The sequence below is a fragment of the Poseidonocella sp. HB161398 genome (assembly GCF_005870025.1).
Taxonomy (GTDB): Bacteria; Pseudomonadota; Alphaproteobacteria; order Rhodobacterales; family Rhodobacteraceae; genus Mangrovicoccus.
The window spans coordinates 30,678-56,082 of sequence record NZ_VATA01000007.1; the positions used below are offsets into that span (position 1 = coordinate 30,678).

22 protein-coding genes are annotated in these 25,405 nt (G+C 69.5%); 13 read left to right on the forward strand and 9 right to left on the reverse strand.

Going from position 1 to position 25,405, the window contains the following annotated elements; genetic code table 11:
• The first annotated feature begins 2 nt into the window (after positions 1–2).
• From FGX59_RS07715 to FGX59_RS07730, 4 genes are read left to right on the forward strand one after another with little or no spacing between them, the layout of a single operon-like run.
• The gene (locus tag FGX59_RS07715; RefSeq protein ID WP_138465956.1) at positions 3–863 is read left to right on the forward strand and encodes a branched-chain amino acid ABC transporter permease; all 861 of its coding nucleotides are present in this window, start codon (positions 3–5) and stop codon (positions 861–863) included.
• Positions 863–1,831, forward strand: coding sequence for a branched-chain amino acid ABC transporter permease (locus tag FGX59_RS07720; protein WP_138465957.1), 969 nt, complete (start codon positions 863–865; stop codon positions 1,829–1,831). The genes FGX59_RS07715 and FGX59_RS07720 overlap by 1 nt, the downstream gene beginning before the upstream one ends.
• Positions 1,828–2,586, forward strand: coding sequence for an ABC transporter ATP-binding protein (locus FGX59_RS07725; RefSeq protein WP_138465958.1), 759 nt, complete (start codon positions 1,828–1,830; stop codon positions 2,584–2,586). Before FGX59_RS07720 ends, FGX59_RS07725 begins: the two co-directional genes overlap by 4 nt.
• Positions 2,579–3,295: an ABC transporter ATP-binding protein gene (locus FGX59_RS07730; protein WP_138465959.1), complete on the forward strand. Its 717-nt coding sequence runs from the start codon at positions 2,579–2,581 to the stop codon at positions 3,293–3,295. The genes FGX59_RS07725 and FGX59_RS07730 overlap by 8 nt, the downstream gene beginning before the upstream one ends.
• A 30-nt stretch (positions 3,296–3,325) precedes the next feature.
• Here FGX59_RS07730 and FGX59_RS07735 read toward each other — a convergent pair whose 3' ends face one another.
• The 5 genes from FGX59_RS07735 to FGX59_RS07755 all read right to left on the reverse strand — a co-directional run bounded on the left by FGX59_RS07735 (position 3,326) and on the right by FGX59_RS07755 (position 9,171).
• On the reverse strand, positions 3,326–3,865 hold the full coding sequence (locus FGX59_RS07735; protein ID WP_206078308.1) for a MarR family winged helix-turn-helix transcriptional regulator: 540 nt from the start codon (positions 3,863–3,865) through the stop codon (positions 3,326–3,328).
• The gene (locus FGX59_RS07740) at positions 3,862–5,007 is read right to left on the reverse strand and encodes a 2Fe-2S iron-sulfur cluster-binding protein (protein ID WP_138465960.1); all 1,146 of its coding nucleotides are present in this window, start codon (positions 5,005–5,007) and stop codon (positions 3,862–3,864) included. The genes FGX59_RS07735 and FGX59_RS07740 overlap by 4 nt, the downstream gene beginning before the upstream one ends.
• A complete protein-coding gene (locus FGX59_RS07745) occupies positions 5,004–5,816 on the reverse strand; it encodes a xanthine dehydrogenase family protein subunit M (RefSeq protein WP_206078309.1) in 813 nt (270 codons plus the stop codon). The genes FGX59_RS07740 and FGX59_RS07745 overlap by 4 nt, the downstream gene beginning before the upstream one ends.
• Positions 5,813–8,152, reverse strand: coding sequence for a xanthine dehydrogenase family protein molybdopterin-binding subunit (locus FGX59_RS07750; protein ID WP_240722315.1), 2,340 nt, complete (start codon positions 8,150–8,152; stop codon positions 5,813–5,815). Before FGX59_RS07750 ends, FGX59_RS07745 begins: the two co-directional genes overlap by 4 nt.
• A 116-nt stretch (positions 8,153–8,268) precedes the next feature.
• Positions 8,269–9,171, reverse strand: coding sequence for a LysR family transcriptional regulator (locus FGX59_RS07755; RefSeq protein WP_138465961.1), 903 nt, complete (start codon positions 9,169–9,171; stop codon positions 8,269–8,271).
• A 112-nt stretch (positions 9,172–9,283) separates the two neighbouring features.
• On the opposite strand from FGX59_RS07755, the gene atzF reads away from it, so the two are divergent.
• Genes atzF through FGX59_RS07780 form a run of 5 tightly spaced genes read left to right on the forward strand, consistent with a single transcriptional unit; the run spans position 9,284 to position 16,296 of the window.
• On the forward strand, positions 9,284–11,107 hold the full coding sequence (atzF, locus tag FGX59_RS07760) for an allophanate hydrolase (RefSeq protein WP_138465962.1): 1,824 nt from the start codon (positions 9,284–9,286) through the stop codon (positions 11,105–11,107).
• A gap of 20 nt (positions 11,108–11,127) precedes the next feature.
• Positions 11,128–12,747, forward strand: a complete 1,620-nt coding sequence (locus FGX59_RS07765) for an ABC transporter substrate-binding protein (RefSeq protein ID WP_138465963.1) — start codon at positions 11,128–11,130, stop codon at positions 12,745–12,747.
• A 3-nt stretch (positions 12,748–12,750) separates the two neighbouring features.
• Complete coding sequence (locus FGX59_RS07770) at positions 12,751–13,770, forward strand: ABC transporter permease (protein WP_138465964.1); 1,020 nt, start codon at positions 12,751–12,753, stop codon at positions 13,768–13,770.
• Position 13,771: 1 nt separating this feature from the next.
• Positions 13,772–14,614, forward strand: coding sequence for an ABC transporter permease (locus tag FGX59_RS07775; RefSeq protein WP_138465965.1), 843 nt, complete (start codon positions 13,772–13,774; stop codon positions 14,612–14,614).
• Positions 14,615–14,622: 8 nt separating this feature from the next.
• On the forward strand, positions 14,623–16,296 hold the full coding sequence (locus tag FGX59_RS07780; protein WP_138465966.1) for an ABC transporter ATP-binding protein: 1,674 nt from the start codon (positions 14,623–14,625) through the stop codon (positions 16,294–16,296).
• Positions 16,297–16,310: 14 nt separating this feature from the next.
• Here the strand turns inward: FGX59_RS07780 and FGX59_RS07785 are convergent, their stop codons facing one another.
• Positions 16,311–17,405: a DUF1116 domain-containing protein gene (locus tag FGX59_RS07785; RefSeq protein WP_138465967.1), complete on the reverse strand. Its 1,095-nt coding sequence runs from the start codon at positions 17,403–17,405 to the stop codon at positions 16,311–16,313.
• A gap of 3 nt (positions 17,406–17,408) precedes the next feature.
• Positions 17,409–17,795 carry an oxalurate catabolism protein HpxZ gene (gene hpxZ, locus FGX59_RS07790; RefSeq protein ID WP_138465968.1) on the reverse strand — a complete coding sequence of 129 codons (387 nt, stop codon included), beginning with the start codon at positions 17,793–17,795 and terminating at the stop codon, positions 17,409–17,411.
• 175 nt (positions 17,796–17,970) lie between these two features.
• On the opposite strand from hpxZ, the gene FGX59_RS07795 reads away from it, so the two are divergent.
• Positions 17,971–19,227 carry an amidohydrolase/deacetylase family metallohydrolase gene (locus FGX59_RS07795; RefSeq protein WP_138465969.1) on the forward strand — a complete coding sequence of 419 codons (1,257 nt, stop codon included), beginning with the start codon at positions 17,971–17,973 and terminating at the stop codon, positions 19,225–19,227.
• A 34-nt stretch (positions 19,228–19,261) separates the two neighbouring features.
• On the opposite strand, the gene FGX59_RS07800 is transcribed toward FGX59_RS07795, so the two are convergent.
• Together FGX59_RS07800 and FGX59_RS07805 are read right to left on the reverse strand one after the other, a co-directional pair.
• Positions 19,262–19,624: a Rieske 2Fe-2S domain-containing protein gene (locus tag FGX59_RS07800; protein WP_138465970.1), complete on the reverse strand. Its 363-nt coding sequence runs from the start codon at positions 19,622–19,624 to the stop codon at positions 19,262–19,264.
• A gap of 88 nt (positions 19,625–19,712) precedes the next feature.
• Complete coding sequence (locus tag FGX59_RS07805; RefSeq protein WP_206078311.1) at positions 19,713–20,747, reverse strand: GlxA family transcriptional regulator; 1,035 nt, start codon at positions 20,745–20,747, stop codon at positions 19,713–19,715.
• 96 nt (positions 20,748–20,843) lie between these two features.
• Between FGX59_RS07805 and FGX59_RS07810 the strand changes: the two genes are divergently transcribed.
• The 3 genes from FGX59_RS07810 to FGX59_RS07820 are packed head-to-tail and all read left to right on the forward strand — an operon-like array spanning position 20,844 to position 25,397.
• Complete coding sequence (locus tag FGX59_RS07810; protein ID WP_138465971.1) at positions 20,844–22,097, forward strand: sarcosine oxidase subunit beta family protein; 1,254 nt, start codon at positions 20,844–20,846, stop codon at positions 22,095–22,097.
• A 10-nt stretch (positions 22,098–22,107) separates the two neighbouring features.
• Positions 22,108–22,410, forward strand: a complete 303-nt coding sequence (locus FGX59_RS07815; RefSeq protein WP_138465972.1) for a sarcosine oxidase subunit delta — start codon at positions 22,108–22,110, stop codon at positions 22,408–22,410.
• Positions 22,407–25,397: a sarcosine oxidase subunit alpha gene (locus FGX59_RS07820; protein WP_138465973.1), complete on the forward strand. Its 2,991-nt coding sequence runs from the start codon at positions 22,407–22,409 to the stop codon at positions 25,395–25,397. The genes FGX59_RS07815 and FGX59_RS07820 overlap by 4 nt, the downstream gene beginning before the upstream one ends.
• The last annotated feature ends 8 nt before the right edge of the window (positions 25,398–25,405 follow it).

A 25,405-nucleotide genomic window follows, 5' to 3' on the forward strand; every position in this document is an offset into this window, starting at 1 on the left:
TCATGGGTTTCGCACAGATACTGGCGAACGGAGTGGTGCTCGGCACGCTCTATGCCTGCATCGCCATCGGCTTCTCGCTGGTCTGGGGGGTGCTGAATGTCATCAACATGCTGCACGGCTCCTTCATCGTGCTCGGCGGCTACCTGACCTATTTCGCCTGGGCCTATACCGGCATCAGCCCGGTGCTGATCCTGCCCGTCGTGGCCGTCCTGCTCTTCGGGCTGGGCTACGCGCTGCAGTACCTCTTCATCAACAAGGTCGTGTCGGCGCCGGTGCTGACCACGCTGACGCTGACCTTCGGACTGGACATGATCCTCTACAACCTGATGACGGTGTTCTTCACCGCCACGCCGCGGCGCGTCTCGATGGATTTCGGGCGGCTGGAATTCTGGGGCGTGGCGATGCCGGTCGACCGGCTGATCGGCATGGGGCTGGCGCTCCTGCTGACGGCGCTGCTCTTCGTCGTGCTGCGCACCTCGCGCATCGGCCGCGCCATCGTCGCGGTCCGCATGGACCGCGAGGCGGCCGCGCTGATGGGGATCAAGGTCAACCACATCTACGCCGTGACCTTCGGCATCGCCGCGCTGATGGCCGGGGCCGCGGGCTCGGTCTTCGCGATGGTCTTTCCGGTCACGACGAACCTCTCGGGCGTGTTCCTCGGCAAGGCCTTCGTGATCTGCGTGATCGGCGGGCTCGGCGGCGTCTCGGGCGCGCTGGCCGGCGGGCTGGCTCTGGGCATCATCGAGAGCTTCGCGGGCGTGCTCGTCGGGCCGCAGAACGCGATCACCATCGGCTTCGTGCTGATGCTGGTGCTGCTGATCGTGCGGCCGCAGGGCCTGGTCGGCGTGAAAGGATACGAATGATGGCGCGGAAATCTCCCTGGCCGCTGATCGCCATGGCGCTGTGGCTGGCGGCCTTGGCGCTGACGCCGGTCGTGCTGGGCAATTACGAGGTGCGCATCGCCATCTCGATCGCCATGTTCACCGCGCTGGCGCTGAGCTGGAACATCATCGGCGGCTTCACCGGCTATCCCTCCTTCTCGACCGCGGCCTTCTACGGCATCGGCTGCTATGTCGGCGCGCTGGCGCAGCGCTCGGGCGTTCCGGCCGCGCTGGCCTGGCTGGCCGCGGCGGCCTTCGTCGGCGGCGTGTCCTTCCTGATCGGCGCCATCGTGCTGAGGCTGAAGGGCCACTACTTCGCCATCGGCTCGATCGCGCTCGTGGACATCTCGCGGCTGGTGGTCTCGTCCTGGGGCGAGGTGACGGGCGGCGGCAACGGGCTGAACGTGCCACTCCTGCAGGGCCGCCCGCCCGAGGTCTCGGCGCTGGTCCTCTATGTCATGCTCGGCATCATGGCCGCGGCCTTCCTCGCCAATGTGCTGGTCGACCGCTCGCGCCTGGGCTTCGGGCTGCGCTGCATCGAGCAGAACGAGGACGCCGCCGACATGGTCGGCATCGACACCACCCGCTACAAGATCGCGGCCTATGTGCTATCGGCGGTCTTCCCCGGCGCGGTCGGCGCGGTCTACGCCTCCTGGGTGGGCTATATCGACCCGACCGACAGCTTCGACATCCTGACCACCGTCAAGGTGCCGGTCATGGCGATGCTGGGCGGCGCGGGGACGCTTCTGGGTCCGGTCGTGGGCGCGGTCAGCTTCGTCCTGCTCGAGGAGATCTTCTGGGCCAACTTCCTGGAATGGAACCGCGCGATCATGGGCGCCATCGTCGTCGCGCTGATCTTCTTCCTGCCCGGCGGGATCCTGAAGCTCGACTGGCGCGCGATCCTGCGCCGGCCGTCGCGCCGCAAAGCTGCCGAAAGGAAGCCCGGATGAGCCCGATCCTAGAATTGCAGAACGTCTCGCGCGCCTTCGGCGGGATCAAGGCGGTGAACGACGTCTCCTTCAAGCTGGAGGAGGGCGAGATCGTCGCGCTGATCGGGCCGAACGGCGCGGGCAAGACGACGCTGGTGAACGCGATCACCGGCGTCCACACGCCCACCGCGGGCAAGGTCTTCTTCGAGGGCGGCGACGTCACCCGGCAGAAGCCCTTCCAGGCGGCGCGGCGCGGGCTGGCGCGGACCTTCCAGATCGTGCAGCCCTTCCCGAAGATGACCGTGCTGGAGAATGTCGCGGCCTCCGCGCTTTTCGGCGGCCATCCCGAGAGCCTTGCCGAGGCGCATGACCATGCCGCGCGGGAGCTCGACTTCGTCGGGCTCGGCCATGTCGCGCAATCGCCCGCGGCGTCGCTGACCCTGCCGAACCGCAAGCGGCTGGAGCTGGCGAAAAGCCTGGCCATGTCGCCGAAAGTGCTGCTTCTGGACGAGGTGAATGCCGGGCTGAACGCCACCGAGATCGACGGGGCGCTCGACCTGATCCGGCGGATCGCGGCGCGCGGCGTCTCGATTCTGATCATCGAGCATCTGATGAAGGTGGTCCTCAGCCTGTCGTCCCGCGTGCTGGTCCTGCACCATGGCGAGCTGATCGCCGAAGGGCCGCCGCAGGAGATGGTCCATGACCGCAAGGTGATCGAGGCCTATCTCGGCCCGAAATTCGCCGAACGCTTCCAGAAGGAGATGGCCCTTGGCTGAGACGATCCTCGAAATCGACGGGCTCGAGGCGGGCTATGGCGACGTGCAGGTGCTCTGGGACGTGTCGCTGCGCGTCGAGGCCGGCGCGATCACCTGCATCGTCGGCTCGAACGGCGCGGGCAAGACGACGCTCCTGCGCACCATCTCGGGGCTGATCGCGCCGCGGGCCGGGTCGATCCGGCTCGGCGGGGCCGAGATCGGCGGCGCCGCGCCGGATGCGGTCCTCGGCGCGGGGGTGGCGCATGTGCCCGAGGGCCGGCGGCTCTTCAAGGGGCTCTCGGTGCGGGACAACCTGATGCTCGGCGCCTATCTGCGCCAGGACAAGGCGCAGGTCGCGCGCGATCTCGACTTCGTCATGGAGACCTTCCCGATCCTGCGCGAGCGGGCGGGCCAGGACGCGACCACCATGTCGGGCGGCGAGCAGCAGATGTGCGCCATCGGCCGGGGCATCATGTCGGCGCCGCGGCTCTTGATGATCGACGAGCTGAGCCTCGGGCTCGCGCCCCGTCTGGTCGAGACGCTGGGCGAGGCGCTGATGGAGGTGAACCGCACCGGGCTGACGATCCTGCTGGTCGAGCAGGACGTGATGACCGCGCTCGACCTGGCGAGCCAGGGCTTCGTGATCGAGACCGGGCGGGTGACGATGACCGGCCCCAGCACGGTGCTGGCCGGGGATGCCCGCATCCGCGAGGCCTATATGGGGCTGTGACCGGAGCGGCCGGGCCCGCGCCCGGCCGTCTCAGTAGGACTTGCGCTCAAGATCCGGATAGGCGTCGACGATCTTGCGCATCGCCTGCATCAGCTCGCGCCGCTCGTCGGGGCCGAGCGGTTCCAGCGTCCTTGTATGCGCGGCCGAAGCGGCGGCGTCGATCCGCTCGAGCAGGCTCTCGCCCACCTCGGTCAGCGTCGCGATCTTCGAGCGGCGGTCCTTCGGCGAGGTCCGCCGCCGGATCATCTTGCGCTTCTCCAGCCGCTGCATGACATCCGCCGTGCTGGTCCGGTCGAGCCCGACCGCGCGGGAGATTGCGATCTGCTCGGACGGGCCCATCTGGCCGAGCGCGGTCAGCACCGAGTATTGCACCGGGGTCAGCCCCTCGCTGGCGCATTCCTGCATGAAGAGCGCGGTATGGATCTGGTGCAGCCGCCGGATCAGGAAGCCCGGGCGGTCGCGCAGCCCGGTCTCGGCCCAGTCGTTGTCGCAGGCCGCGCGCAGGAGCGCCGGCGACTCTCCCGTGTCCTCGGGCGGCAGCTCGGGCGCCGCGTTCATGTCTTCCGTCAAGAGGCCTCTCCTCCGTCTCGCTTGCCAGGCAGGATATTGCGGAGCGCGGCCAGGATCAAACCCGCGATTCCGGGTGGCGCGGCGACCGCCGGGGCGTCGCCCCGGGCAGCGGCGGCGATATTCGCGGTGAAATCTTCCAGCATGCGGTCGACGATGCCCGCGACGATGGCGGGGCGGCCGAGCTGGGCCAGCGGGCCGGTCAGTCGGTAGCCGATTTCGCAGGAGAGGCGGCAGGCCTCCGGGCCGTCTCCGGCGAGGGCGAAGCCGATCTCGCCCTGCGCCGAGGAGCGCGAGCCGGCATCGCCGCCCTGGCCCGCGACCCGGCCGGTCATCGCCTCCGTGTCGTAGCTGACATGGGCGGTGCCGCGGAAGGCGGCCTTCATCGGGCCGATGCGGGTGGTGAAGCTGCCGTCGGCAATGCCGTCCTCGACCCGCTCGACCGCGGCGCCGGGCAGGCAGGCGGCGACCTTGCGGATATCGCCGAGCACGGCCCAGACCTCGGCTGCGGGCAGCGGCAGGGCGATCTCGCGCGCAAGCACCGTCGCGCCCGTCAGCGGCCGGGGGAGGCCCCGGGTCGAGCCCGGGGCGGGACCGGGTGCAGCGGCGGCCGGTGCCGGAGATGCGGGCCGGCCGAAGCTTGCGCGGCCGATCTGGGGCGCGCGCGCAGGCGTTTCTGGGCGGGCATGCGGGCCCTCGGCCAGCACCGCGCGGATGGCGGCGACGATGCCCATGTAGCCGGTGCAGCGGCAGAGATTGCCCGACAGCTCCTCGCGGATCCGCGCCTCGTCGGCATCGGGCAGGCGGGTGGCGATGTCATAGGCGGTGGCCAGCATCCCCGGCGTGCAGAAGCCGCATTGCAGCCCGTGATGCTCCTTGAAGGCGGCGCGGATGCGCGCCATCAGCGGGTCGTCGCGGAAATCCTCCAGCGTGCGGATCTCGGCGCCCTCGCAGGCGGCGGCATAGGTGATGCAGCTGCGCACCGGGCGGCCGTCCTTGACCAGCGTGCAGGCGCCGCAGACGCCGTGCTCGCAGCCCAGATGCGTGGCGGTCAGCCCCATGTCCTCGCGCAGGAAATCCGCCAGATGGGTGCGCGGCTCGCCCTCGAAGCGGACCTCCTGGCCGTTGACGGTGAAGGCGGTCATGCGGGAACTCCGGTCTCGAGGGCGGCGAGCGCGCGGCTCGTGGCGGTGGCCTGGAGCGCGCGGCGCTCGGGGCTGAGGAAGGGCAGGGCGGCCTCGACGGCCTCGCGCGGATCGGCGCGGCCCTCGATCAGCGCCCGCGGATCGGGCAGGGCGACCGGCGCGCGCTCGATCGCGGCGGCGAGGACGCGGTATTCGTCCCGTGCCGGATCGGCCAGCACGCAGGCCGAGGCCTTGGCGAATTCGCCGACCTTGCGGCAGAATTTCCAGTAGGACCAGCGCGCCTCCGGTCCGCGCCGCGGCAGGCGGATGGCGGTGACGATCTCGTCCGGGCCGAGCGCGGTGGAAAGCGCGCCGGTGACGAATTCCGCCATCGGCAGCTCGCGCGCGCCTTCGGGGCCGAGGATCCGCACCGAGGCGCCGAGCCCGGTCATCGTCGCCACCCAGTCGGCCGCCGGATCGGCATGGGCGATCGAGCCGCCGATCGTGCCGCGGTTGCGGACCGCGCGATAGGCGATGCGCCGGGCGATCGGGGCCAGCCAGCCGGGGGTGGCATCGGGCAGGGCGCCATCCTCGAACTCGGCATGGGTCAGCGCCGCGCCGTAGAGCACGTCCTCCGCCTCCTCGGTGACGGCGCGCAGCTCCGCGCAGCGGGTGACATCGACCAGCAGTCCGGGCCGGGCGAGGCGCAGGTTCAGCATCGGGCCGAGCGACTGGCTGCCCGCGACGGGCTTGGCGTCATCGCCCTGCAGGTGGCGCACGGCCTCGGCGGCATCGGCAGCGAGGTGCAGATCGAAACGGGCGGCCTTCATGCGCGCTCTCCCCGGGCAAGGGCGGCCATCACGCGCTCGGGCGTGATCGGCACCTGGTCGATGGCCGCGCCGAAGGCGCGCAGCGCGTCATTCACCGCATTGCCGATGGCCGCGGGCGGGCCGATGGCGCCGCTCTCGCCGATGCCCTTCTGGCCGAAGCGGCTGATCGGCGAGGGGGTCTCCATATGGGCGATCGGGATCGAGGGGGCCTCGGCCGCGCCGGGCAGCAGGTACTCGGCCAGCGTGGTGGACAAGGGCTGTCCCTCGCTGTCATAGGGCATTTCCTCGTAGAGGGCGGTGCCGATCCCCTGCACCGCGCCGCCCCAGACCTGGCCGTCGACCACCATCGGATTGACCAGCACGCCGCCATCTTCGGTTATGCGGTAATCCTCGATCTCGACCGCGCCGGTGCCGGGATCGACCAGCACCACGGCCGTGTGGCAGGCATAGGAGAAGGTGCCGGTGTCGCGCACGGTCTTGTAGCCCTTGGTGGCCTCGAGCCCGGCCGGATCGACGCCCTCGGGCAGATCCTGCGGACGGTGGTACCAGACGGAGCCGATCTCGGCGAGCGTGACCGAGCCCGAGGGGCCGCGCGCCTCGCCATTGCCGAGCACGATCGCGTCGGGGTCGGCCTGCAGCAGCGTCCCGGCGATCTTCTTCGCCCGCTCGGCCAGTTCCTCGCAGGCGGTCGCCACCGCGCCCCCGGCCATGACGATGCAGCGCGAGCCCCAGGTGCCGGTGGAATAGGGGGTCAGCGCGGTGTCGCCATGGACCAGCTTCACCTTCGCCGGATCGACGCCCAGCACCTCGTTGGCGATCTGCGCCAGCGTGGTCTCCAGGCTCTGGCCGTGGCTCTGCACGCCGACGCGCAGCTCCAGCCCGCCATCGGGGGTCATCCGCGCGGTGGCCTGCTCGAAGCCCGGAACCATCGGGATGCCCCAGCCGGAATAGACCGAGGTGCCATGCGCGCCCTGTTCGCAGAAGATCGAGATGCCGACGCCCAGATGGCGGCCGTCCGGCTCGCCCCGGGCCTGGCGCGCGCGCAGCGCGGGCAGGTCGAGCGCGGCGAGCGAGCGGTCGAGCGCCTCGACATAGTCGCCGGAATCGAAGATCTTGTTCGTGATGTTGACGAAGGGCATCTCGCTGCCGGTGACCAGGTTCCGGCGGCGGAACTCGGCGGGCTCCATGCCGATGCCGCGGGCCAGCTCGTCCATCATCAGCTCCATCGCGAAGCACACGCCGGTCCGCGCCACGCCGCGATAGGGCAGGATCGCGGGCTTGTTCGTCGCCACCGACCAGGTGCGGCAGCGGAAGCCGTCCATCTTGTAGGGTCCGGGCAGGATCGAGGCGACCTGCGCGGCCTCGAGACAGGCCGAGAAGGGATAGGCGGAATAGGCGCCGCTATCGACGATGGCCTCGCACTCCACGGCCAGGAGGCGGCCGTCGGCCGAGGCATAGCCGGTGATGTCGTACCAGTGCTCGCGGCAATTGGCGTTCCCGGCCAGCTGCTCGCGGCGGTCCTCGATCCAGCGGACCGGGCGGCGCAGCTTCAGCGCCAGCCAGCCCAGCATGACCTCCTCGGCCAGCAGGATGCCCTTGTAGCCGAAGCCGCCGCCGACATCGGGGGCGATCACGCGGATCCGGCCCTGGTCGATTCCGAGGCATTCGGCCAGGCCGTTGCGGACGATATGCGGCATCTGGGTCGAGGTGATGACGACCAGCTGGTCGGCCTGCTCGTCGACATAGGCGACGACGCCGCGCCCCTCCATCGGCGACATGCATTGCCGCGAGGTGCGGTACTGGCGGCGGATGCGGATCGCCGCGTCCGCGCTGGCCGCCTCGAAGCCCTGCTCGAAGCCGCTTTCGAGGAAGACGTTCTCCTCCCAGCCGTCATGCAGCAGCGGCGCATCGGGGTCGCGCGCCTTCAGCATGTCATGGACGGCCGGCAGGATGTCGAGATCGAGCCCGGTCGCCTCGGCCAGATCCTCGGCCTCGGCGCGGCTCGGGGCGACGCAGGCGGCGACGGGCTCGTTGACATGGCGGATGCGGTCTGCGGCCAGGACCGGCTGGACCGAGCTGCGGAAGCCCGGCAGGCCGCTATCGGCGCGGATGCCCCGGACGCCCTCCAGATCGGCGGCGGTGAAGACCTGGTGCGCGGCGCCCTCGGGCTTGGCCACGCCGCGCAGCCCGGCATGGGCGACCGGGCTTCTCAGGAAGGCGACCTCCAGCATGCCGGGCATGCGGATGTCGCCGGCGAAGCGGCCGCGGCCTTCGAGATACCTGTCGTCTTCGAGACGCCTGACCGGCGCGCCGACGCCTTGTCGCGGGATGTTCACGTTCCTGCCCCCTGCTGCGGAGTTTTATCTGCGCAAATTTGCAAGCATACTGATTATCAGTCTACAGTGCATATTTTCCGCCGCATGTCCACAGGCCGATTTTCCCTGTGCGGGGCTCAGCCGTAGCGGTCGGCCAGGACCTGCTGGATCTGCCGCGCGAAGCCCGCCACCGCGACCGGCAGCACGCGCCCGCGCAGATGGCCCAGGTAGATCTGCCCGGCGGCCAGGTCGCGCCGGTCGACGGGCCGGCTGACGGTGCCGTCGCCGCGGGCGGGGCCGGGCAGGCCGATCGGGATCTGGAAGGCGATGACCGGCTCGGCCAGGGTCAGGTTGCGCATGAATTCGAAATTGTCGGACTCGGCGACCACCTGCATCCGCGCCGAGACCCGCCGCGCCGCGCTGTCGAGCAGGCTGCGCACCGAGATGCTGCGCGAGGGCAGGACCAGCGGATAGCGCAGGCAGTCGCGCAGCCGCGGCGCTGCCTCGGAGGCCAGCGGATGGTCGGCGGCCATCACCGCATGGACCGGCTGGTCGACCGCCAGAAGGACGTGGAAATCGGTGAGCTGCGCGGGCTCGAAGACCGCGGCCAGATCGGCGCTGCGATCGGCCAGCGCCTCCTCCGCGGCGGCGCGGTCGCGCTGCATCACATTGAAGGTGACCAGCGGATGCAGCGCGCGGTAGGCGGCGATCTGCTCGGGGAAGAAATAGGGCAGCAGCGCCTGCGAGCAGCCGATCGAGACATGGCCGCGCCGCTCGCCCTTCAGGTCGGCGATCTGCGCGCGCAGCCGCTCCATCTCGCCGAGCTGGTTGCGCGCCGATTGCAGCAGCAGCTCGCCCGCCGCCGAGAGCCGCACCCCGGTCGACATCCGCTCGAAGACATCGGCGCCCAGCTCTTCCTCGAAGGCGAGGATCCGGCGGTTGAGCGCGGTGGAGGTGATCGACAGCGAGTCGGCCGCGCGGCGGATGGAGCCGGTGCGCGCCACCATGTCGATATATCTCAGCGTGGTCTGGAAGCGCATGGTCCCCTCCGGGTGGCAGTGCAAAAAACGCATCGCGATGGCGCAAAAATAGCAGTATCGCGTTGCAGAGGCGAGTGGTTCCCTGTGGGGGCAGCCAGAACGGACAGACCGCATGATCCAGGACCTCCCCTTCTACTTCTCCACCCTGCACGCGGCCTATGCCGCGGGTCTTTCGCCGGCCGATGCGATGCGCGAATGCCTGCGCCGCATCCGGGCAGCAGACGATCCCGGCATCTTCCTGCATCTCGGCGAAGAGGCGGAGCTGGTGGCCATGGCCGAGGCGCTCGGGCCCTTCGATCCGGTGGCGATGCCGCTCTACGGGCTTCCCTTCGCGGTGAAGGACAATATCGACGTGGCGGGCTGGCCGACCACGGCGGGCTGTCCGGCCTTCGCCTATACCCCTGAAAACGACGCCTTTGCCGTTGCCAGGCTGCGCGCGGCCGGGGCGATCCCGGTGGGCAAGGCCAGCCTCGACCAGTTCGCGACCGGGCTGAACGGCACCCGCACGACCGGGCCAGCGCCGGTCAATGCGATCAATCCCGACCTGGTGCCGGGGGGCTCCTCGGGCGGCTCCGGCGTGGCGGTGGGCAAGGGGCTTGTCGCCTTCTCGCTGGGCACCGACACGGCCGGGTCGGGCCGCGTCCCGGCGGCGATGAACGGCATTGTCGGGCTGAAGCCGACCCTCGGCGCGCTCTCGGCCACGGGCGTCGTTCCAGCCTGCCGGAGCTGCGAGACGGTCTCGGTCTTCGCGCTGAGCGTCGATGACGCCCATGCCGCCTTCCGCGCCGCCGCAGGCTATGACGCCGCCGACAGCTATGCCCGCCCGGTCGCCACGCCCGCGCCCGGCCCGGTGCCGCAGCTCGCCATCGGCGTGCCGGACCAGGCGACGCGGGAATTCTTCGGCGACGCGCTGCAGGAGGCGAATTTCGACGCGGTGCTGGCGCATCTCGAAGGCCAGGGGCACCGGTTGCGGCCGCTCGATTTCACCCCGCTCTACGACATCGCCGTGATGCTCTATGACGGGCCCTGGGTGGCCGAGCGCCACGCGGTGATCGAGGACATGATGCGCGAGACCCCCGACGAGATCCTGCCGGTGATCCGGGAGATCGTCGGCAAGGCAGAGCGCTTCTCGGCCACCGACGCCTTCCGCGCGCAGTACCGGTTCCGCGACCTCGCGCGCCGGGCGGAGGAGATGATGGCCGGGCTCGACATGCTCTGCGTGCCGACCATCCCGACGCTCTGCACGCTCGCCGAGATCGAGGCCGAGCCGGTGGCCGCCAATTCGCGGCTGGGGACCTACACGAATTTCGTCAACCTCCTCGACATGGCGGCGCTGGCGGTGCCGGTCATGCCACGCGGCGACGGCCATCCGGGCAATGTCACGCTGATCGCGGCGGCCGGGAAGGACGGGCTCCTCGCCTCGCTCGGCCGCGTGCTGCAGGCCGGGCTGGCCGGCGCGCCGGGGGCGATGGGCTGGCCGCTGCCGCCGCTTTCGGGCCCCGCGCCGGGACCGGCGGAGGACGAGATCGTGCTGGCCGCGGTCGGTGCCCACATGTCCGGCCTGCCGCTCAATCACGAGATCGCCTCGCGCGGCGGGCGCTTCCTGGAGGCGGCTGAAACGGCCCCGGCCTACCGGTTCTACAGCCTCGCGGGCGGCCCGCCCAAGCGGCCGGGACTCGTGCGCTGCGGCGCAAATGAGCAGGGCCATTCCATCGCGGTGGAGCTCTGGGCAATTCCCGCATCGCAGATGGGAAATTTCATGAAAGGCGTGCCGTCCCCCTTGACCATCGGCACACTGACGATTTCCGATGGCCGCAGTGTTCTGGGCTTCCTCTGCGAAGCCGCGGCCACCGAGACCGCCACCGAGATATCGCAATTCGGCGGCTGGCGGGCCTTCCTCGAGAATGAAAGCAAGACCGCGGCAGCGGCCAGCTGACGACCGACATGGAGATGACGATGAAACGACGCGACTTTTTCAAGACCGGCTCCGCCGCGCTTGGCGGCGCGGCCCTGCTTCCCTTCCTGCGCGCCCTGCCGGCCTCGGCAGCGGCCGGGTCCGACACGCTCGTGGTGGTGATCGGCGACACGATCAACAGCCTCGACCTGCACCGCTCGGGCACCAACCGCCCGTCCTACCAGGTGGCGGTGAATGTCTACGACCGGCTCGTGCGCTTCGGCACCAAGACGCTGGAGGACGGCACGCTGTCCTACGACTCGACCGTGATCGAGCCCGAGATCGCCGAGAGCTGGGAGGTGTCCGAAGACGGCAAGTCGATCACCTTCAAGATCAGCCCCAAGGCGAAGTTCTGGGACGGCACGCCGGTCACGGCCGAGGACGTGAAATGGTCCTTCGACCGCGCGGTGACGCTGGGCGGCTTCCCGCTGGTGCAGATGTCGGCGGGCTCCATGTCGAAGCCCGAGCAGTTCGTGGCGGTGGACGAGACCACCTTCCGCGTCGACCTGCCCGCGCCCTCGAAGCTGGCGCTGCCCGACCTCGCCGTGCCGGTGCCGCTGGTCATCAACTCGAAAGTCGCCAAGGAGCACGCGACCGAGGACGATCCCTGGGCGACCGAGTACCTGCACGAGAACCCGGCCGGCTCGGGCCCGTTCAAGATCACCCGCTGGGATGCCGGCCAGCAATTCGTCTACGAGCGCAATGACGACTGGGAGCTGGGCGAGCTGCCCGCGCTGAAGCGCGTCATCGTCCGCGAAGTGCCCTCCGCCGCGACCCGCCGGGCGCTGCTGGAGCGCGGCGATGTCGATTTCTACATGGACGTCCCCGCCAAGGACGCCAAGGAGCTGGGCGAGAGCGGCAAGGCCAAGGTCCAGGGCGCGCCGGTCGACAACTGCCTGCACGTGCTGGGGCTGAACGTCAAATACGCCCCCTTCGACAACAAGCTGGTGCGCCAGGCCATCGCCTATGCGCTGCCCTACGAGGACATCCTGGCGGCGGGCGCCTATGGCCGCGGCAAGCCGATGTGGGGCGGCACCGAGATGTCGCCCTCGACCATCGAATGGCCGCAGCCCTTCCCCTATGCGACCGACCTGGAGAAGGCCAAGGCGCTGATGGCCGAGGCGGGCTTCGAGGACGGGTTCGAGACCACGCTGTCCTACAATTTGGGCCTCGCCGACTGGATGGAGCCGACCGCGCTGCTGATCCAGGAAGCGCTCGGCAAGATCGGCATCACCGCCACGCTCGACAAGATCCCGGGGGCCAACTGGCGCACCGCGGCGCTGGTCGAGAAACGCCTGCCGATGCATCTGGAGAATTTCGGCGGCTGGCTGAACTATCCCGACTACTACTTCTACTGGGCCTATATCGAGGGGCACCTGTTCAACTCGTCGAACTACACCAATCCCGAGATGGACACGCTGGTCGACGAGACCCTGACCATGGAGACCGACGATCCGGCCTATGCGCCGAACATCACCCGCATGATGGAGATCGCCTTCGAGGACGTGCCGCGCATCCCGCTCTACCAGCCCTATCTGGACGCGGCGATGAAGCCCGAAGTCGACGGCTATGTCTCCTGGTTCCACCGGCAGCTGGCGCTGTCGAACATGTCCAAGGGCTGACCCATGGAAAAGCTCTCCCGCATCGGCGGCCGGATCCTGCAGGCGATCCCTCCGGTCTTCGGCGTGATCGTCATCACCTTCCTGCTGACCCGGGCGCTGCCCGGGGATCCGGCGGTGTTCTTCGCCGGGCTGATGGCCGATGACGACACCATCGCGCAGGTGCGGGCAGAGCTGGGGCTGGACCATCCGCTTCCGGTCCAGTTCCTCTTCTACATCCGGGATCTCGTCCAGGGGGATCTCGGAAACTCGCTCTCGACCGGCCGTCCGGTGCTGGAGGAGCTGGCGACCCGGCTTCCGGCCTCGCTGGAGCTGACCTTCGCCGGGCTCCTCTTCGCCATGGCCGTGGCGATCCCGCTGGGCGTGCTGGCGGCGACGCGGCCGGGCAGCTGGATCGACCATCTGTGCCGGGTGCTGGTGACGGCGGGGGTGTCGCTGCCGACCTTCTTCACCGGGCTCTTCCTGATCTACATCTTCTACTACATCCTCGGCTGGGCGCCGTCGCCGCTGGGGCGGCTCGACTTCCTCTATCTCTCGCCGCCGCAGGTGACGGGGTTCTACACGATCGACGCGCTGCTGGCCGGCGACTGGGAGGTCTTCTGGGCCGCGCTGCGCCAGATGGTGCTGCCCGCCGTGACGCTCGGCCTCTTCGCGCTGGCGCCGATCGCGCGGATGACCCGCGCGGCGATGCTCTCGGCGCTTTCGGGCGACTATGTCCGCACCGCCCGCGCCAACGGGCTGCGCAGCGGCCGGGTGCTCTGGGTCTATGCCTTCCGCAATGCCGCGCTGCCGGTGCTGACGACGCTGGGCATGGTCTTCTCCTTCCTCCTCGGCGCCAATGTGCTGGTCGAGAAGGTCTTCTCCTGGCCGGGCATCGGCTCCTACGCGATCGGCGCGCTGGTCGCCTCGGACTATGCCGCGGTGCAGGGCTTCGTCTTGTGCATGGCGCTGCTCTTCGTCGTCGTGAACCTCTTCATCGACGTGATCCTCACCCTGATCGACCCGCGCGTCGGGCTGGAGAGCTGAGATGGCCGCACTTGCCCGCTTCCGCTACACGGTCTCGGAGAACCCGCTGACCGTCATCGGCTTCGGCCTCTTCGCGCTCCTGGCGGCGATGGCGCTCTTCGGGCCGTGGATCGCGCCCTATGACCCGCTGGCCACCCGCGCGGTCAATGCGCTGCAGCCGCCGACGCTGGCGCATCCCTTCGGCACCGACCATCTGGGCCGCGACGTCCTCTCGCGCGTGATCGTCGCCGCGCGGCTGGATCTGGGCATCGCCTTCTCGGCGGTGGCGCTGTCCTTCGCCATCGGCTCGGCGCTCGGCTGCCTCGCGGGCTTCCGCGGCGGCTGGACCGACCGGATCGTCGGGCGCTTCTCCGACACGATCATGGCCTTCCCGCTTTTCGTGCTGGCCATGGGCGTGGTCGCGACCATGGGCAATACCGTGCAGAACGTGATCTACGCCACCGCGGTCATCAACCTGCCCTTCTACATCCGCGTCGCCCGGGCCGAGGTCGCGGTGCGCCGCAATGCGGGCTTCGTCCAGGCGGCGCGGCTCTCGGGCGCCTCGGATCTGCGGATCCTCGCCACCCAGCTTTTCCCCAACGTGCTGCCGCCGATGATGGTGCAGATCTCGCTGAACCTCGGATGGGCGATCCTGAACGCGGCCGGGCTCAGCTTCATCGGGCTCGGCGTCCGCCCGCCCGCCGCCGAATGGGGCATCATGGTCGCCGAGGGCGCCAGCTACATCGTCTCGGGCGAATGGTGGCTCGCGCTCTTCCCCGGCGCGGCGCTGATGCTCGCCGTCTTCTGCTTCAACCTGATGGGGGACGGCCTGCGCGACATGGTCGACCCCACCCGCCGGACATGAGGCCCGCCATGGCACCGCTCCTGAAAGTCGAGACCCTGTCGATCGCCTTCCGGACCCGCAAGGGCGAGGTCCAGGCCCTGCACGAAGTCAGCTTCGAGGTCGCCCCGGGCGAGGTGGTCGGCGTCGTCGGGGAAAGCGGCTCGGGCAAGTCGGTCAGCGCCTATACCGTGATCGGGCTTCTCGACCAGGCCGGGCGCGTCACCCATGGCGGCGTCGAATATGACGGCAAGCCGGTCAAGGGACGCGAGCGGGAGCTGCGCGGCCGCGAGATCTCGATGATCTTCCAGAACCCGCGCGCCGCGCTGAACCCGATCATGACCGTCGGCCAGCAGATCGGCGACGTGCTGAAGCGCCACGGGCTGGCCGGGCGGACGGATGCGAAGGCCAAGGCGATCGACCTGCTGCGCCAGGTGAAGATCAACGACCCCGAGGAACGCTACGCCGCCTATCCCTACGAGCTGTCGGGGGGCATGTGCCAGCGGGTGATGATCGCCCTGGCGCTGGCCTGCTCGCCGCGGCTGCTGATCGCCGACGAGCCGACCACCGGGCTCGACGTGACCACGCAGAAGGCGACGATGGATCTGGTGCGGGAGCTGACCCGCGAACGCGGCATGTCGGTGGTGCTGATCACCCATGACCTCGGCATGGCCGCCGCGTATTGCGACCGGATCGTGGTGATGGAGAAGGGCCATGTGGTGGAGCGCGCGCCAGTCGCCCAGCTCTTCACCAATCCCCAGCACCCCTATACAAGGAAGCTGATCGCCGCCTCGCCGGGGCCGCGCTCGGAGCTGGCGGACCTGACCGGCGGGCTGCCCGAGGCGCCGCCCTCGATCGCCCCGCCGAAGAAGCGCGCGCCGGGGCCGGAGCGGCTTCTGGAAGTGGTCGACCTGGTCAAGGAATTCCCGCGCCGCGGCGGCGGGCTTTTCGCGAAGAAGCCCGCGCCCTTCCGCGCGGTCGACGGGATCGGCTTCCAGATGATGCGCGGCGAGAGCCTCGGGCTGGTGGGCGAGTCGGGCTGCGGCAAGTCCACCACCTCCTCGATCATCGCGCGGCTGCAGGACGCGACCAGCGGCTCGGTCGTCTTCGACGGGCAGGACATCGTCCAGCACCCTTCCGCCCGCTTCGCCCGCATGCCCGAACGCGGCCGCATCCAGATGGTCTTCCAGGACGCGCATGACAGCCTCGATCCGCGCTGGTCGGCGGCCGAGGCCATCGCCCAGCCCCTGCGCCGCATCTCGGGGATGCGCGACGGCGGCGAGATCGCGCGCAAGGTCGCCGAGCTGGCCGAGATGGCCGGGCTGCCCGCGAACCTCCTGACGCGCTATCCCCATCAGCTTTCCGGCGGGCAGAAGGCGCGGGTCGGCATCGCGCGCGCCATCGCCACCGACCCGCTGCTCCTGATCCTCGACGAGCCGACCTCGGCGCTCGACGTCTCGGTGCAGGCGGTGGTGCTGCAGCTACTCGACCGGCTGCGGCGCGAGCTGGGGATGAGCTATATCTTCGTCAGCCACGACCTGAACGTGGTGCGGCTGCTCTGCGAGCGGGTCATCGTGATGAACCGCGGCCGGATCGTCGAGACCGGCACCGCCGAGCAGGTGCTGCATGCGCCGCAGGACGCCTATACGCAGAAGCTGGTCTCGGCGATCCCGCATTTCGAGCCGGAGAAGCTGCGCGCCTCCTGACGCAGCCCCCCGGGTCACGCCGCGGCCGGCTCCGCGGGCCAGGGGGCGAGCCCGCGCCCGACAAGCCCTTCGCCGCCCGCGCCCAGCATCGCCAGCATGATGCCGGGATGGGCGGCGGTCGCGGCCGCCGGCAGGCCGAGAAGGATGTCCTCCGGCAGATCGGGATGGGCGGCGAAGAAGGCCTCGGACGGGGCGAAGCGCTCCGCCGGGTGGAAGGGCGCCAGCGCCCCGGCCAGAGCCGGAGCATGGCGCAGAACCGGACCGCCCAGCCCGAGCGCGTCGATCACCGCGCTGTCGCCGATCGCCGGCAGCACCTCCGCCGCGCCGCCATCCATCCGCGGCCCGACCGGGGGCAGGGCAGGGGCGCGGTGCCAGCGGGACGGATCCTCCGAGGTCTTCCAGCCGAACTCGACGCCATTGCCCCCGGCCGCGATCACCATCGGCACCGGATTGGCGGCCGCCGCGGCCGAAAGCATCGCCGCCGCCGCCGCCATCACCGGGTTCAGCGCGAAAAGCGGCGTCCGGGCATAGTCCCCGGCCGCGCCCCCGAGCCCCAGCCGGTCCGCCAGAAGCGCCGTCATCGCAGCGACCGAGCCATGCAGGTCGTCCCCCGCGCCGAGCGCCTCCGCCATCAGCGGCAAGAGCGCGATCCCGCCCGAAAGCGCCCGGTCGAGCGGTGCAGCCAGCGCCTGCATCTCGGCGATCCGCGCCGCCTGCGCCGCCGGCTCCGCTGCGCCGAAGCGCAGCGCGCCCGGCAGCGGGCCGTCATTCACCGGCGACAGCGCGACGGCCTCCCCGGCCTCGGCGCGCAGCACCGGCATCGCGGGCGAGACCACGCAGGCCAGCGGCGTGACCACCCCGTGATCCTGCGCCGGCAGGACCGGGATCCGCCCCTCTGCCAGCATCGCCGCCGCGGCGTCGGGCGTCTCTGCCCAGCCCTCGGCGAGGATCGCGGCAATGGCGGCGTTCCGCACCGGCACCGGACAGTTCGCCGGACTGGCATAGCCCGGCCCGGCATGAAGCAGCGCCCGCGCGGGCAGTTCGGGCCGCGCCTCTGCAAGCGGCAGGCAGCCGGTCAGGCGCGGCGCGATTCCGTCCCAGATCGTCATTTTTCAGCCCTCCATCAGCGAGACATGGGCGGCGACGATCTTCCAGCCCTCGGGGAAGCGCACCCAGGACTGGGTCTGCCGCCCGGTCCGCGGGCTGCCCTCGCGGGTGAATTCGGTGCAGGCGGTGCCGAATTCCGTGCCGAAGGTGGTCAGCACGGTGTTCTGCAGGCTGCGGTCGAGCCCCTTGGAGGGCCGCGCCGCGCGGAAGGCGCGGATCGCCTCGATGCCGTAGAGATTCTCGCCCGCGCCCAGCCGCACCGTCAGGCTGTCGTGCCAGAAGAGATCGTCCATCTCCTCCAGCAGGTTGCCGGTCAGCGCGCGCTCGTAGCGGGCAAAGGCGGCGGCCAGCCCCTCCAGCGTTTCGGGGTCGTTGATGACGGTCGCGTCCATAAGCGGTCCTTGTCGGAGTGATAAGCTTTCCTGTCTTGAAATGGCAGGATAGTCAGTCTACTGATGAATTCAAGAAGATGCCGCGGAAACGCATGAATTGACATTGCAGTCAGGCTCTTGCTGCCTGTCCCGTAAGCGTTCCTGCCGTGGTTTCCGTGCAATAAGAGGTATATAGATGAAACAGGGATACGATACGGTTCTCAAGGGCGGCCGGGTGATCGACACGGCGACCGGACGGGACGGGATCTTCGATGTGGCTGTCGCGGACGGCAAGATCGCGGCGATCGGCGCGGATATCGCGGCGGACGGGGCCGAGGTGATCGACGCGGCGGGCAAGATCGTCACCGCCGGGATGATCGACACCCATGGCCATGTCTACCAGCATGTCACCGGCAAGTTCGGGCTGAACCCCGACATGGTCGGCGTGCGCTCGGGCGTGACCACGATCATCGACCAGGGCGGGCCCTCCTGCATGACGCTGGGCGGGTTCAAGCACTATCTCGACCAGAGCTCGAAGACCAAGCTCTACTGCTTCATCTCCGCCTATCTCGTGGGCGGGCTCGAAGGCCACATGTATCCCGATCTCTACGGCCCCCACGGCGTCAATGCCGAGCATACGGTGCGGGTCGGCAAGGAGAATCTCGACATCGTCCGCGGCGTGAAGGCCCATGCCGAGATCGGCGGCCAGTCGCGCTGGGGCATGGAGGTCATCAAGATCGGCAAGCAGATCTCGAAGGAGCTGGGCCTGCCGCTCTACATCCATCTCGGCCAGCTCTGGCCCTCGCTGGAGGAAGGCCCGGTGCCCGATCCCGACGAGCTGATCCGCGAGCTGGTGCCGATCATGGAAGAGGGCGACATGCTTGCCCACCCGTTCACCCGCCATCCCGGCGGCTTCGTCTCCGAAGAGGGCGAAGTCCATCCGATCGTCTTCGAGGCGATCGCCCGCGGCGTGCGCGTCGATGTCGGCCATGGCTCGCATTTCAGCTTCGAAGTGGCGAAGAAGGTGCTGGACAGCGGCATCAAGCCCTTCACGCTGGGCGCCGACATGCACGGCTTCAACGTCACCGTGCCGCCCGAGGGGCTGCAGAAGGACGTGCGCGAGTCGAACCCGTTCTTCGGCGCCGCGCCCTTCAACCTGACCGTCGCGATGACCGAGCTGATGACGCTGGGCATGTCGCTGAACGACGTGGTGGCGACCGTCACCGAGAACCCGGCCAGCGTCCTGGGCAAGTCCGACGAGCTGGGCTCGCTGCAGGTCGGGCGCGCGGCGGATATCTCGGTGCTGGAGATCCTTGACGGCCGCTTCAAGCTCTTCGACAATTCCGGCGTCGAGGTGGTGACCGACAAGCTGGTCCGCCCGGTGATGTGCCTGAAGAACGGCGAGAGCTTCGAGGCGGACTCGCCGCTGATCCCCGATCCGGTTCTCGCCTGACTCTGGGCCTGATCCTGCGCCTGGGCTCGCGGGCTCAGGTGAAGTCCCAGACCTTCTTCGCGCCGTCCGGCGGGTTCTGCCGGACGGCGTCGGCGTCCACCTCGACACGGTCCCCGGCGATCCGCGCCGGGTAGAGCCTCAGGTCGTCGACCCGCCACCCGGCCGAGACCTTGCCGGTCGACAGGTCGAAGCGGGCGAAATGGCGGGGGCAGTGCAGCTCGCAGCCCTCGACCTTGCCGCCCTGAAGCGAGGCCTTGTCATGCGGGCAGAGACTCTGGAAGGCGCGCGGCTGGCCGTCGACCAGCGCCAGGGCGATCACCTGCCCGTCGATGCGCGCGGGCGTGACCAGGCCCGGGCGCAGCGCCTCGAGCGGCAGGACATCGCGGAAATCGGCCATGGGGAGGGTCCTTTCCTCTGCCTGGGAGTCGGCATCATTATATAGCGTTCACAATGGCTTGCAAGGCGAACCTAAGGTTCTTACCGGCTCAGTCGCGCGGCGGCAGCATCACCCCCACGGCCATCGCGTCCTCATCCGGCGCGGCGCGGGCGCGGCGGTATTCGGCCGGGGTGATGCCGCGTTCGGCGCGCAGCGTCCGCGTCAGGTGCGAGGCGTCGCAGAACCCGCAGGAGAGCGCGATATCCGCCACGGTCGCCTCGGTCTCGCGCAGCCGGACCAGCGCGCGCTCGAGCCTCAGATCGAGATAGACCTTCAGCGGCGTCTGCCGCAGATCGGCGAGGAAGCGGCGCTCCAGCGTGCGCCGCGCCACGCCGAGCGCGGCGGCGATCTCGCCCACCGGCAGCGGCATCTCGATATGCTGCTGCATCCGCAGGACCGCGCGGCGCACCAGCGGGTCGCTGGCGCGGCGGCTGAGCTGCTGGCCCGGCTGCGGCCGCTCGCCCTCCAGCGCCTCGTCGATCATCATGATGTTCAGGCTCTTGATCGCCGCCGACTGGCCGACATGGCGCTGCACGAGGAAGGCGGCCAGATGCGCCGCGCCATGCCCGCCCGAACAGGTCAGCCGGTCGCGGTCGATGACGAAGATCTGGTCCGAGACCGGGCGCTCGGACTCGAAGCGCTCCAGGAAATCCTGGTGGTGGAACCAGCTGACGCAGCAGCGGTAGCCCGCGAGCAGCCCGGCCTCCTGCAGGATGAAGACCCCGGTGCAGAGCCCGGCAATCGGCACGCCCGCGGCGGCGCGCGCCTTGAGGAAGGCCAGCATTGGCTGCGACAGCGCCGCGCGGTCGCCCATGATGCCGCCGACCACGACGATGTAGTCGAACTCGCCCGCGTCGCGCAGTCGCCGGTCGGGCTCCACCCGCACGCCGCAGCTGGAGCGGACATTCTCCATCGTGTCCGACAGCACCGACCAGTCGCATAGAATCGGCCGCGACTGGTCCGCCTCGTCCGCGGCCAGCCGCAGCACGTCGACGAAATTCGCGAAAGCCGAGAGCGTGAAGCGGTCGGCAAGAAGAAACGCGACACGCAGGCGCTTCCTGGATGGGGCAATCGGCATGGCCATGACGCGATTCTGCTTTCCCGCTGTCGTTTTCCTCCAATCGCATCTTTGCACCGGGAACTATTCTCCGTCTACTCCTCCGTAGAAGGCTACCCCGACATGACGCGCTTCAACGCATTCAACCTGGTGAAGAACGCCCTCGGCGGCCACAAGGCCTGGACCGAGCAATGGCCTGAATCGCAGCCCAAGGCCGAGTACGACGTGGTCATCGTCGGCGCCGGCGGGCACGGTCTGGGCGCGGCCTACTACCTGGCCAAGGAACACGGCATCACCAATATCGCGGTGATCGACAAGGGCTGGCTCGGTGGCGGCAATACCGGCCGCAACACCACGATCATCCGCTCGAACTACCTCTATGACGAGAGCGCGCGGCTCTTCGACCATTCCGTCGACCTGTGGCAGGGGCTCAGCCAGGAGCTGAACTACAACGTCATGTACTCGAACCGCGGCTGCCTGATGCTGGCGCATAACGTGCATGACGTGCAGAGCTTCAAGCGGCACATCCACGCCAACCGCCTGAACGGCGTCGACAACCGCTGGCTCACGCCGGAGGAGTGCAAGGAATACTGCCCGCCGATCAACATCGCCAAGGATGCGCGCTATCCGGTGATGGGCGGCGCGCTGCAGGAACGTGCGGGCACCGCGCGCCATGACGCGGTGGCCTGGGGCTATGCCCGCGGCGCGGCAGAGCGCGGCGTCGACATCATCCAGAACTGCGCGGTCAACGCGATCCGCCGCAATCCCGACGGCTCGGTCGCGGGCGTCGACACCGCCAAGGGCTTCATCAAGGCCAAGAAGGTCGCGGTCTCGGCCTCGGGGCACAACAGCATGGTCATGGCGACCGCGGGCGTCCGGCTGCCGCTGGAGTCCATGCCGCTGCAGGCGCTGGTCTCCGAGCCGGTCAAGCCGATCTTCCCCTGCGTCGTGATGTCGAACGCTGTCCATGCCTACTGCTCGCAGTCCGACAAGGGCGAGCTGGTGATCGGTTCGGGCACGGACCAGTACGTGTCCTACTCGCAGCGCGGCGGCCTGCCGCTGATCGAGCACACGATCGCGGCGATCTCCGAGGTCTTCCCGATCTTCAACCGCATGCGCATGCTGCGCAAATGGGGCGGGATCACCGACAACACCCCGGACCGCTCGCCGATCATCGGCAAGACCCCGGTCCAGAACCTCTATGTCAACTGCGGCTGGGGCACTGGCGGGTTCAAGGCGACGCCGGGCTCGGCGCATGTCTTCGCCTACACCATCGCCAAGGACGAGCCGCACCCGATCAACGCCCCCTTCACGCTCGATCGCTTCCGCACCGGCCGCCTGATCGACGAAGCCGCCGCCGCCGCCGTCGCGCACTGAGGACTACGACATGCTGCTGATCCACTGCCCCTATTGCGACGAGACCCTGCCCGAGGTCGAGTTCACCTATGCCGGCGAGGCGCATATCGCCCGCCCGGAAAACCCCTCGGCCGTGTCCGACGAGGAGTGGGAAGCCTTCCTGTTCCTGCGCGAGAACGTGAAGGGCAACCATTACGAGCGCTGGCGCCATGCCCATGGCTGCGGCCGGTTCTTCAACGCGGTGCGCAACACGATCACCGACAAGTTCCTCACCACCTACGAGGCGGGCGCTCCGCGTCCCGCGCTGGAAACCCTGACGGAGAACGGCAAATGAGCCAGTACCGCGTTCCCGGCAAAGGCCGCGTCGACACCTCGCGCGCGGTGAGCTTCACCTTCGACGGCAAGCGCTTCAAGGGCGCCAAGGGCGATACCGTGGCCTCCGCGCTGCTCGCCAACGGCGTCCACCTGATGGGCCGGTCGTTCAAGTACCACCGCCCGCGCGGCCCGGTTGCGGCCGGCTCCGAAGAGCCCAACGCGCTGATCGGCACCCGCCGCGGCGAGGGCCGGTTCGAGCCGAACACCCGCGCCACCGTTCAGGAGATCTGGGAGGGGCTGACCACCAATTCCCAGAACAAGTACCCGAGCCTGAAATTCGACATCGGCGCGGTCAATGACGCCGCCTACATGCTGTTCTCGGCCGGGTTCTACTACAAGACCTTCATGTGGCCGCGCAGCTTCTGGGACAAGGTCTACGAGCCCTTCATCCGTGCCGCCGCGGGCCTGGGCGTCAGCCCGACCGAGGAGGATCCGGACACCTATGCCTCGCGCAACGCGCATTGCGACGTGCTGGTCGTCGGCGCCGGCCCGGCCGGGCTGGCTGCCGCCCGCGCGGCGGCCGTCGAGGGGCTGAAGGTCGTCCTGGTCGACGAGAACCCCGAAGCCGGCGGCGCGCTGCTGTCCGAGCCGCAGGCCGTGATCGACGGCAAGCCGGCCTGGGACTGGCTGGCGGCCGAGCTGGCCGCGCTGAAGGCCGCGGGCGTCAAGATCATGACCCGCACCACGGCGATCGCCTACTACCACCAGAACCTGATCGGCCTGGTCGAGAAGCTGACCGACCATCTGGAGACCCTGCCCGAGAACACCCCGCGCGAACGCCTGTGGCGCGTCCGCGCCAAGCAGGTCGTGCTTGCCCAGGGCGCGCTTGAAAAGCCGCTGGTCTTCCACGGCAACGACCGTCCCGGCGTGATGCTGGCGGGCTCCGCCCAGACCTACCTGAACCGCTACGGCGTCCTCGTCGGCAAGCGCCCGGCCGTCGTCACCTCGCATGACAGCGCCTGGTACGCCGCCTTCGACCTCGCCGATGCGGGGGCCAAGGTGCAGGCCATCGTCGACACCCGCGGCGACATCCGCGCGGAGCTCGTCGAGGGCGCCAAGTCGCGCGGCATCCGCGTGCTCAAGGGCTATACGGCGACCGGCACCAAGGGCCGGCTGCGGGTGAAATCCGTCCGCGTGAACCCGATGCAGTCGGGCCAGGTCGGCGCCGCCGAGGAAATCGCCTGCGACGCGCTTCTGATGTCGGGCGGCTGGACGCCGTCGCTGCATCTCTTCTCGCATACCCAGGGCAAGCTGGCCTGGGACGACGACCGCACCACCTTCCTGCCGGCCTACACGCCGGAGGACTGCGTGATCGCGGGCGCGGGCCGCGGCCTCTGGGGCATCGCCGCCGCGCTTGCGGACGGGGCCGAGAAGGGCCAGGAGGTCGCCGCCGCGCTCGGCCAGTCGGCCGTGGCAGGAGTTCCGGCCGTCAAGAACGACCGCACCGGCACCGGCGCGACCCACAAGGAGCTGCCGACCGACCTGTCTCCGGGCAAGGCCAAGGCCTTCGTCGACTACCAGAACGACGTGACCGCCAAGGACCTGCGCCTGGCCGTGCGCGAGGGCATGAAGTCGATCGAGCACGTCAAGCGCTACACCACCAACGGCATGGCGACCGACCAGGGCAAGATGTCGAACATCAACGGCCTGAACATTGCCGCCGACGCGCTGGGGCGCAAGCAGCCGCAGGTCGGCCTGACGACCTTCCGCCCGCCCTACACGCCCACCACCTTCGGCGCCTTCGCGGGCTATCACCGCGGCGGCCATTTCGAGGCGCTGCGCAAGACCCATATCGATAGCTGGGCCGCGGAAAACGGCGCGGTCTTCGAGCCGGTCAGCCAGTGGCGCCGCGCCTGGTACTTCCCGAAGGCGGGCGAGAGCATGGACCAGGCCGTGGCGCGCGAATGCGCCGCGACCCGCGGCTCGGTCGGCATCTTCGACGCCTCCACGCTGGGCAAGATCGAGGTCGTGGGCCCGGATGCGGTCGAGTTCATGAACCGCATGTACACCAACCCCTGGACCAAGCTCGGCATCGGCCGCTGCCGCTACGGGCTGCTGCTGGGCGATGACGGCTATATCCGCGACGACGGCGTGATCGGCCGGCTCGGCCAGGACCGCTTCCACGTCACCACCACCACCGGCGGCGCGCCGCGCGTGCTGGCGATGATGGAGGACTACCTGCAGACCGAATGGCCCGACCTGGATGTCTGGCTGACCTCGACGACCGAGCAGTGGTCGACCGTCGCGCTGAACGGCCCGGATGCCGCCAAGCTGCTGGCGCCGCTGGTCGAGGGCGTGGAGCTGACCGAGGAGGCCTTCCCGCACATGTCCTGCGTGGAATGCACCGTGGCGGGCATGCCCGCGCGCCTCTTCCGCGTCAGCTTCACCGGCGAGATTGGCTTCGAGGTCAACGTCCCCGCTCCGATGGGCCGCAAGCTCTGGGAGACGCTGTGGGAGGCGGGCCGGCAATACGGCATCACCGCCTACGGCACCGAGACCATGCACGTGCTGCGCGCCGAGAAGGGCTTCATCATCGTCGGCCAGGACACGGACGGCACGGTCACGCCGCAGGACTGCGGGATGGGCTGGGCGATCGGCAAGGCCAAGCCCGACTTCGTCGGCAAGCGCGGCCTGGCGCGTCCGGACCTGGTGGCCGAGGGCCGCAAGCAGCTCGTCGGGCTCCTGACCGAGGACGGCTCCAAGCTGGAAGAGGGCGCGCAGATCGTCTTCGACCCGGCCCAGCCGGTGCCGATGACCATGGTCGGCCACGTGACGTCCTCCTACGACACCGGCACCACCGGCAAGCCGATCGCGCTGGCGCTGGTCGAGGGCGGGCATGACCGGATGGGGCAGACCGTCCACATCCCGATGCCCGACCGCACCATCGCCGCCACGATCACCGGGACCGTGTTCTACGATCCCGAGAACGCCAAGCTGAAGATCTGAGCCGGAGG

Bases quoted from the DNA above. Each gene is read 5' to 3' on its own strand.
- FGX59_RS07715 (WP_138465956.1), top strand. From the start codon at position 3: ATGGGTTTCGCACAGATACTGGCGAACGGAGTGGTGCTCGGCACGCTC.
- FGX59_RS07720 (WP_138465957.1), top strand. From the start codon at position 863: ATGGCGCGGAAATCTCCCTGGCCGCTGATCGCCATGGCGCTGTGGCTG.
- FGX59_RS07725 (WP_138465958.1), top strand. From the start codon at position 1,828: ATGAGCCCGATCCTAGAATTGCAGAACGTCTCGCGCGCCTTCGGCGGG.
- FGX59_RS07740 (WP_138465960.1), bottom strand. From the start codon at position 5,007: ATGACCGCCTTCACCGTCAACGGCCAGGAGGTCCGCTTCGAGGGCGAG.
- FGX59_RS07745 (WP_206078309.1), bottom strand. From the start codon at position 5,816: ATGAAGGCCGCCCGTTTCGATCTGCACCTCGCTGCCGATGCCGCCGAG.
- FGX59_RS07755 (WP_138465961.1), bottom strand. From the start codon at position 9,171: ATGCGCTTCCAGACCACGCTGAGATATATCGACATGGTGGCGCGCACC.
- atzF (WP_138465962.1), top strand. From the start codon at position 9,284: ATGATCCAGGACCTCCCCTTCTACTTCTCCACCCTGCACGCGGCCTAT.
- FGX59_RS07765 (WP_138465963.1), top strand. From the start codon at position 11,128: ATGAAACGACGCGACTTTTTCAAGACCGGCTCCGCCGCGCTTGGCGGC.
- FGX59_RS07770 (WP_138465964.1), top strand. From the start codon at position 12,751: ATGGAAAAGCTCTCCCGCATCGGCGGCCGGATCCTGCAGGCGATCCCT.
- FGX59_RS07775 (WP_138465965.1), top strand. From the start codon at position 13,772: ATGGCCGCACTTGCCCGCTTCCGCTACACGGTCTCGGAGAACCCGCTG.
- FGX59_RS07780 (WP_138465966.1), top strand. From the start codon at position 14,623: ATGGCACCGCTCCTGAAAGTCGAGACCCTGTCGATCGCCTTCCGGACC.
- FGX59_RS07785 (WP_138465967.1), bottom strand. From the start codon at position 17,405: ATGACGATCTGGGACGGAATCGCGCCGCGCCTGACCGGCTGCCTGCCG.
- hpxZ (WP_138465968.1), bottom strand. From the start codon at position 17,795: ATGGACGCGACCGTCATCAACGACCCCGAAACGCTGGAGGGGCTGGCC.
- FGX59_RS07795 (WP_138465969.1), top strand. From the start codon at position 17,971: ATGAAACAGGGATACGATACGGTTCTCAAGGGCGGCCGGGTGATCGAC.
- FGX59_RS07800 (WP_138465970.1), bottom strand. From the start codon at position 19,624: ATGGCCGATTTCCGCGATGTCCTGCCGCTCGAGGCGCTGCGCCCGGGC.
- FGX59_RS07805 (WP_206078311.1), bottom strand. From the start codon at position 20,747: ATGGCCATGCCGATTGCCCCATCCAGGAAGCGCCTGCGTGTCGCGTTT.
- FGX59_RS07810 (WP_138465971.1), top strand. From the start codon at position 20,844: ATGACGCGCTTCAACGCATTCAACCTGGTGAAGAACGCCCTCGGCGGC.
- FGX59_RS07815 (WP_138465972.1), top strand. From the start codon at position 22,108: ATGCTGCTGATCCACTGCCCCTATTGCGACGAGACCCTGCCCGAGGTC.
- FGX59_RS07820 (WP_138465973.1), top strand. From the start codon at position 22,407: ATGAGCCAGTACCGCGTTCCCGGCAAAGGCCGCGTCGACACCTCGCGC.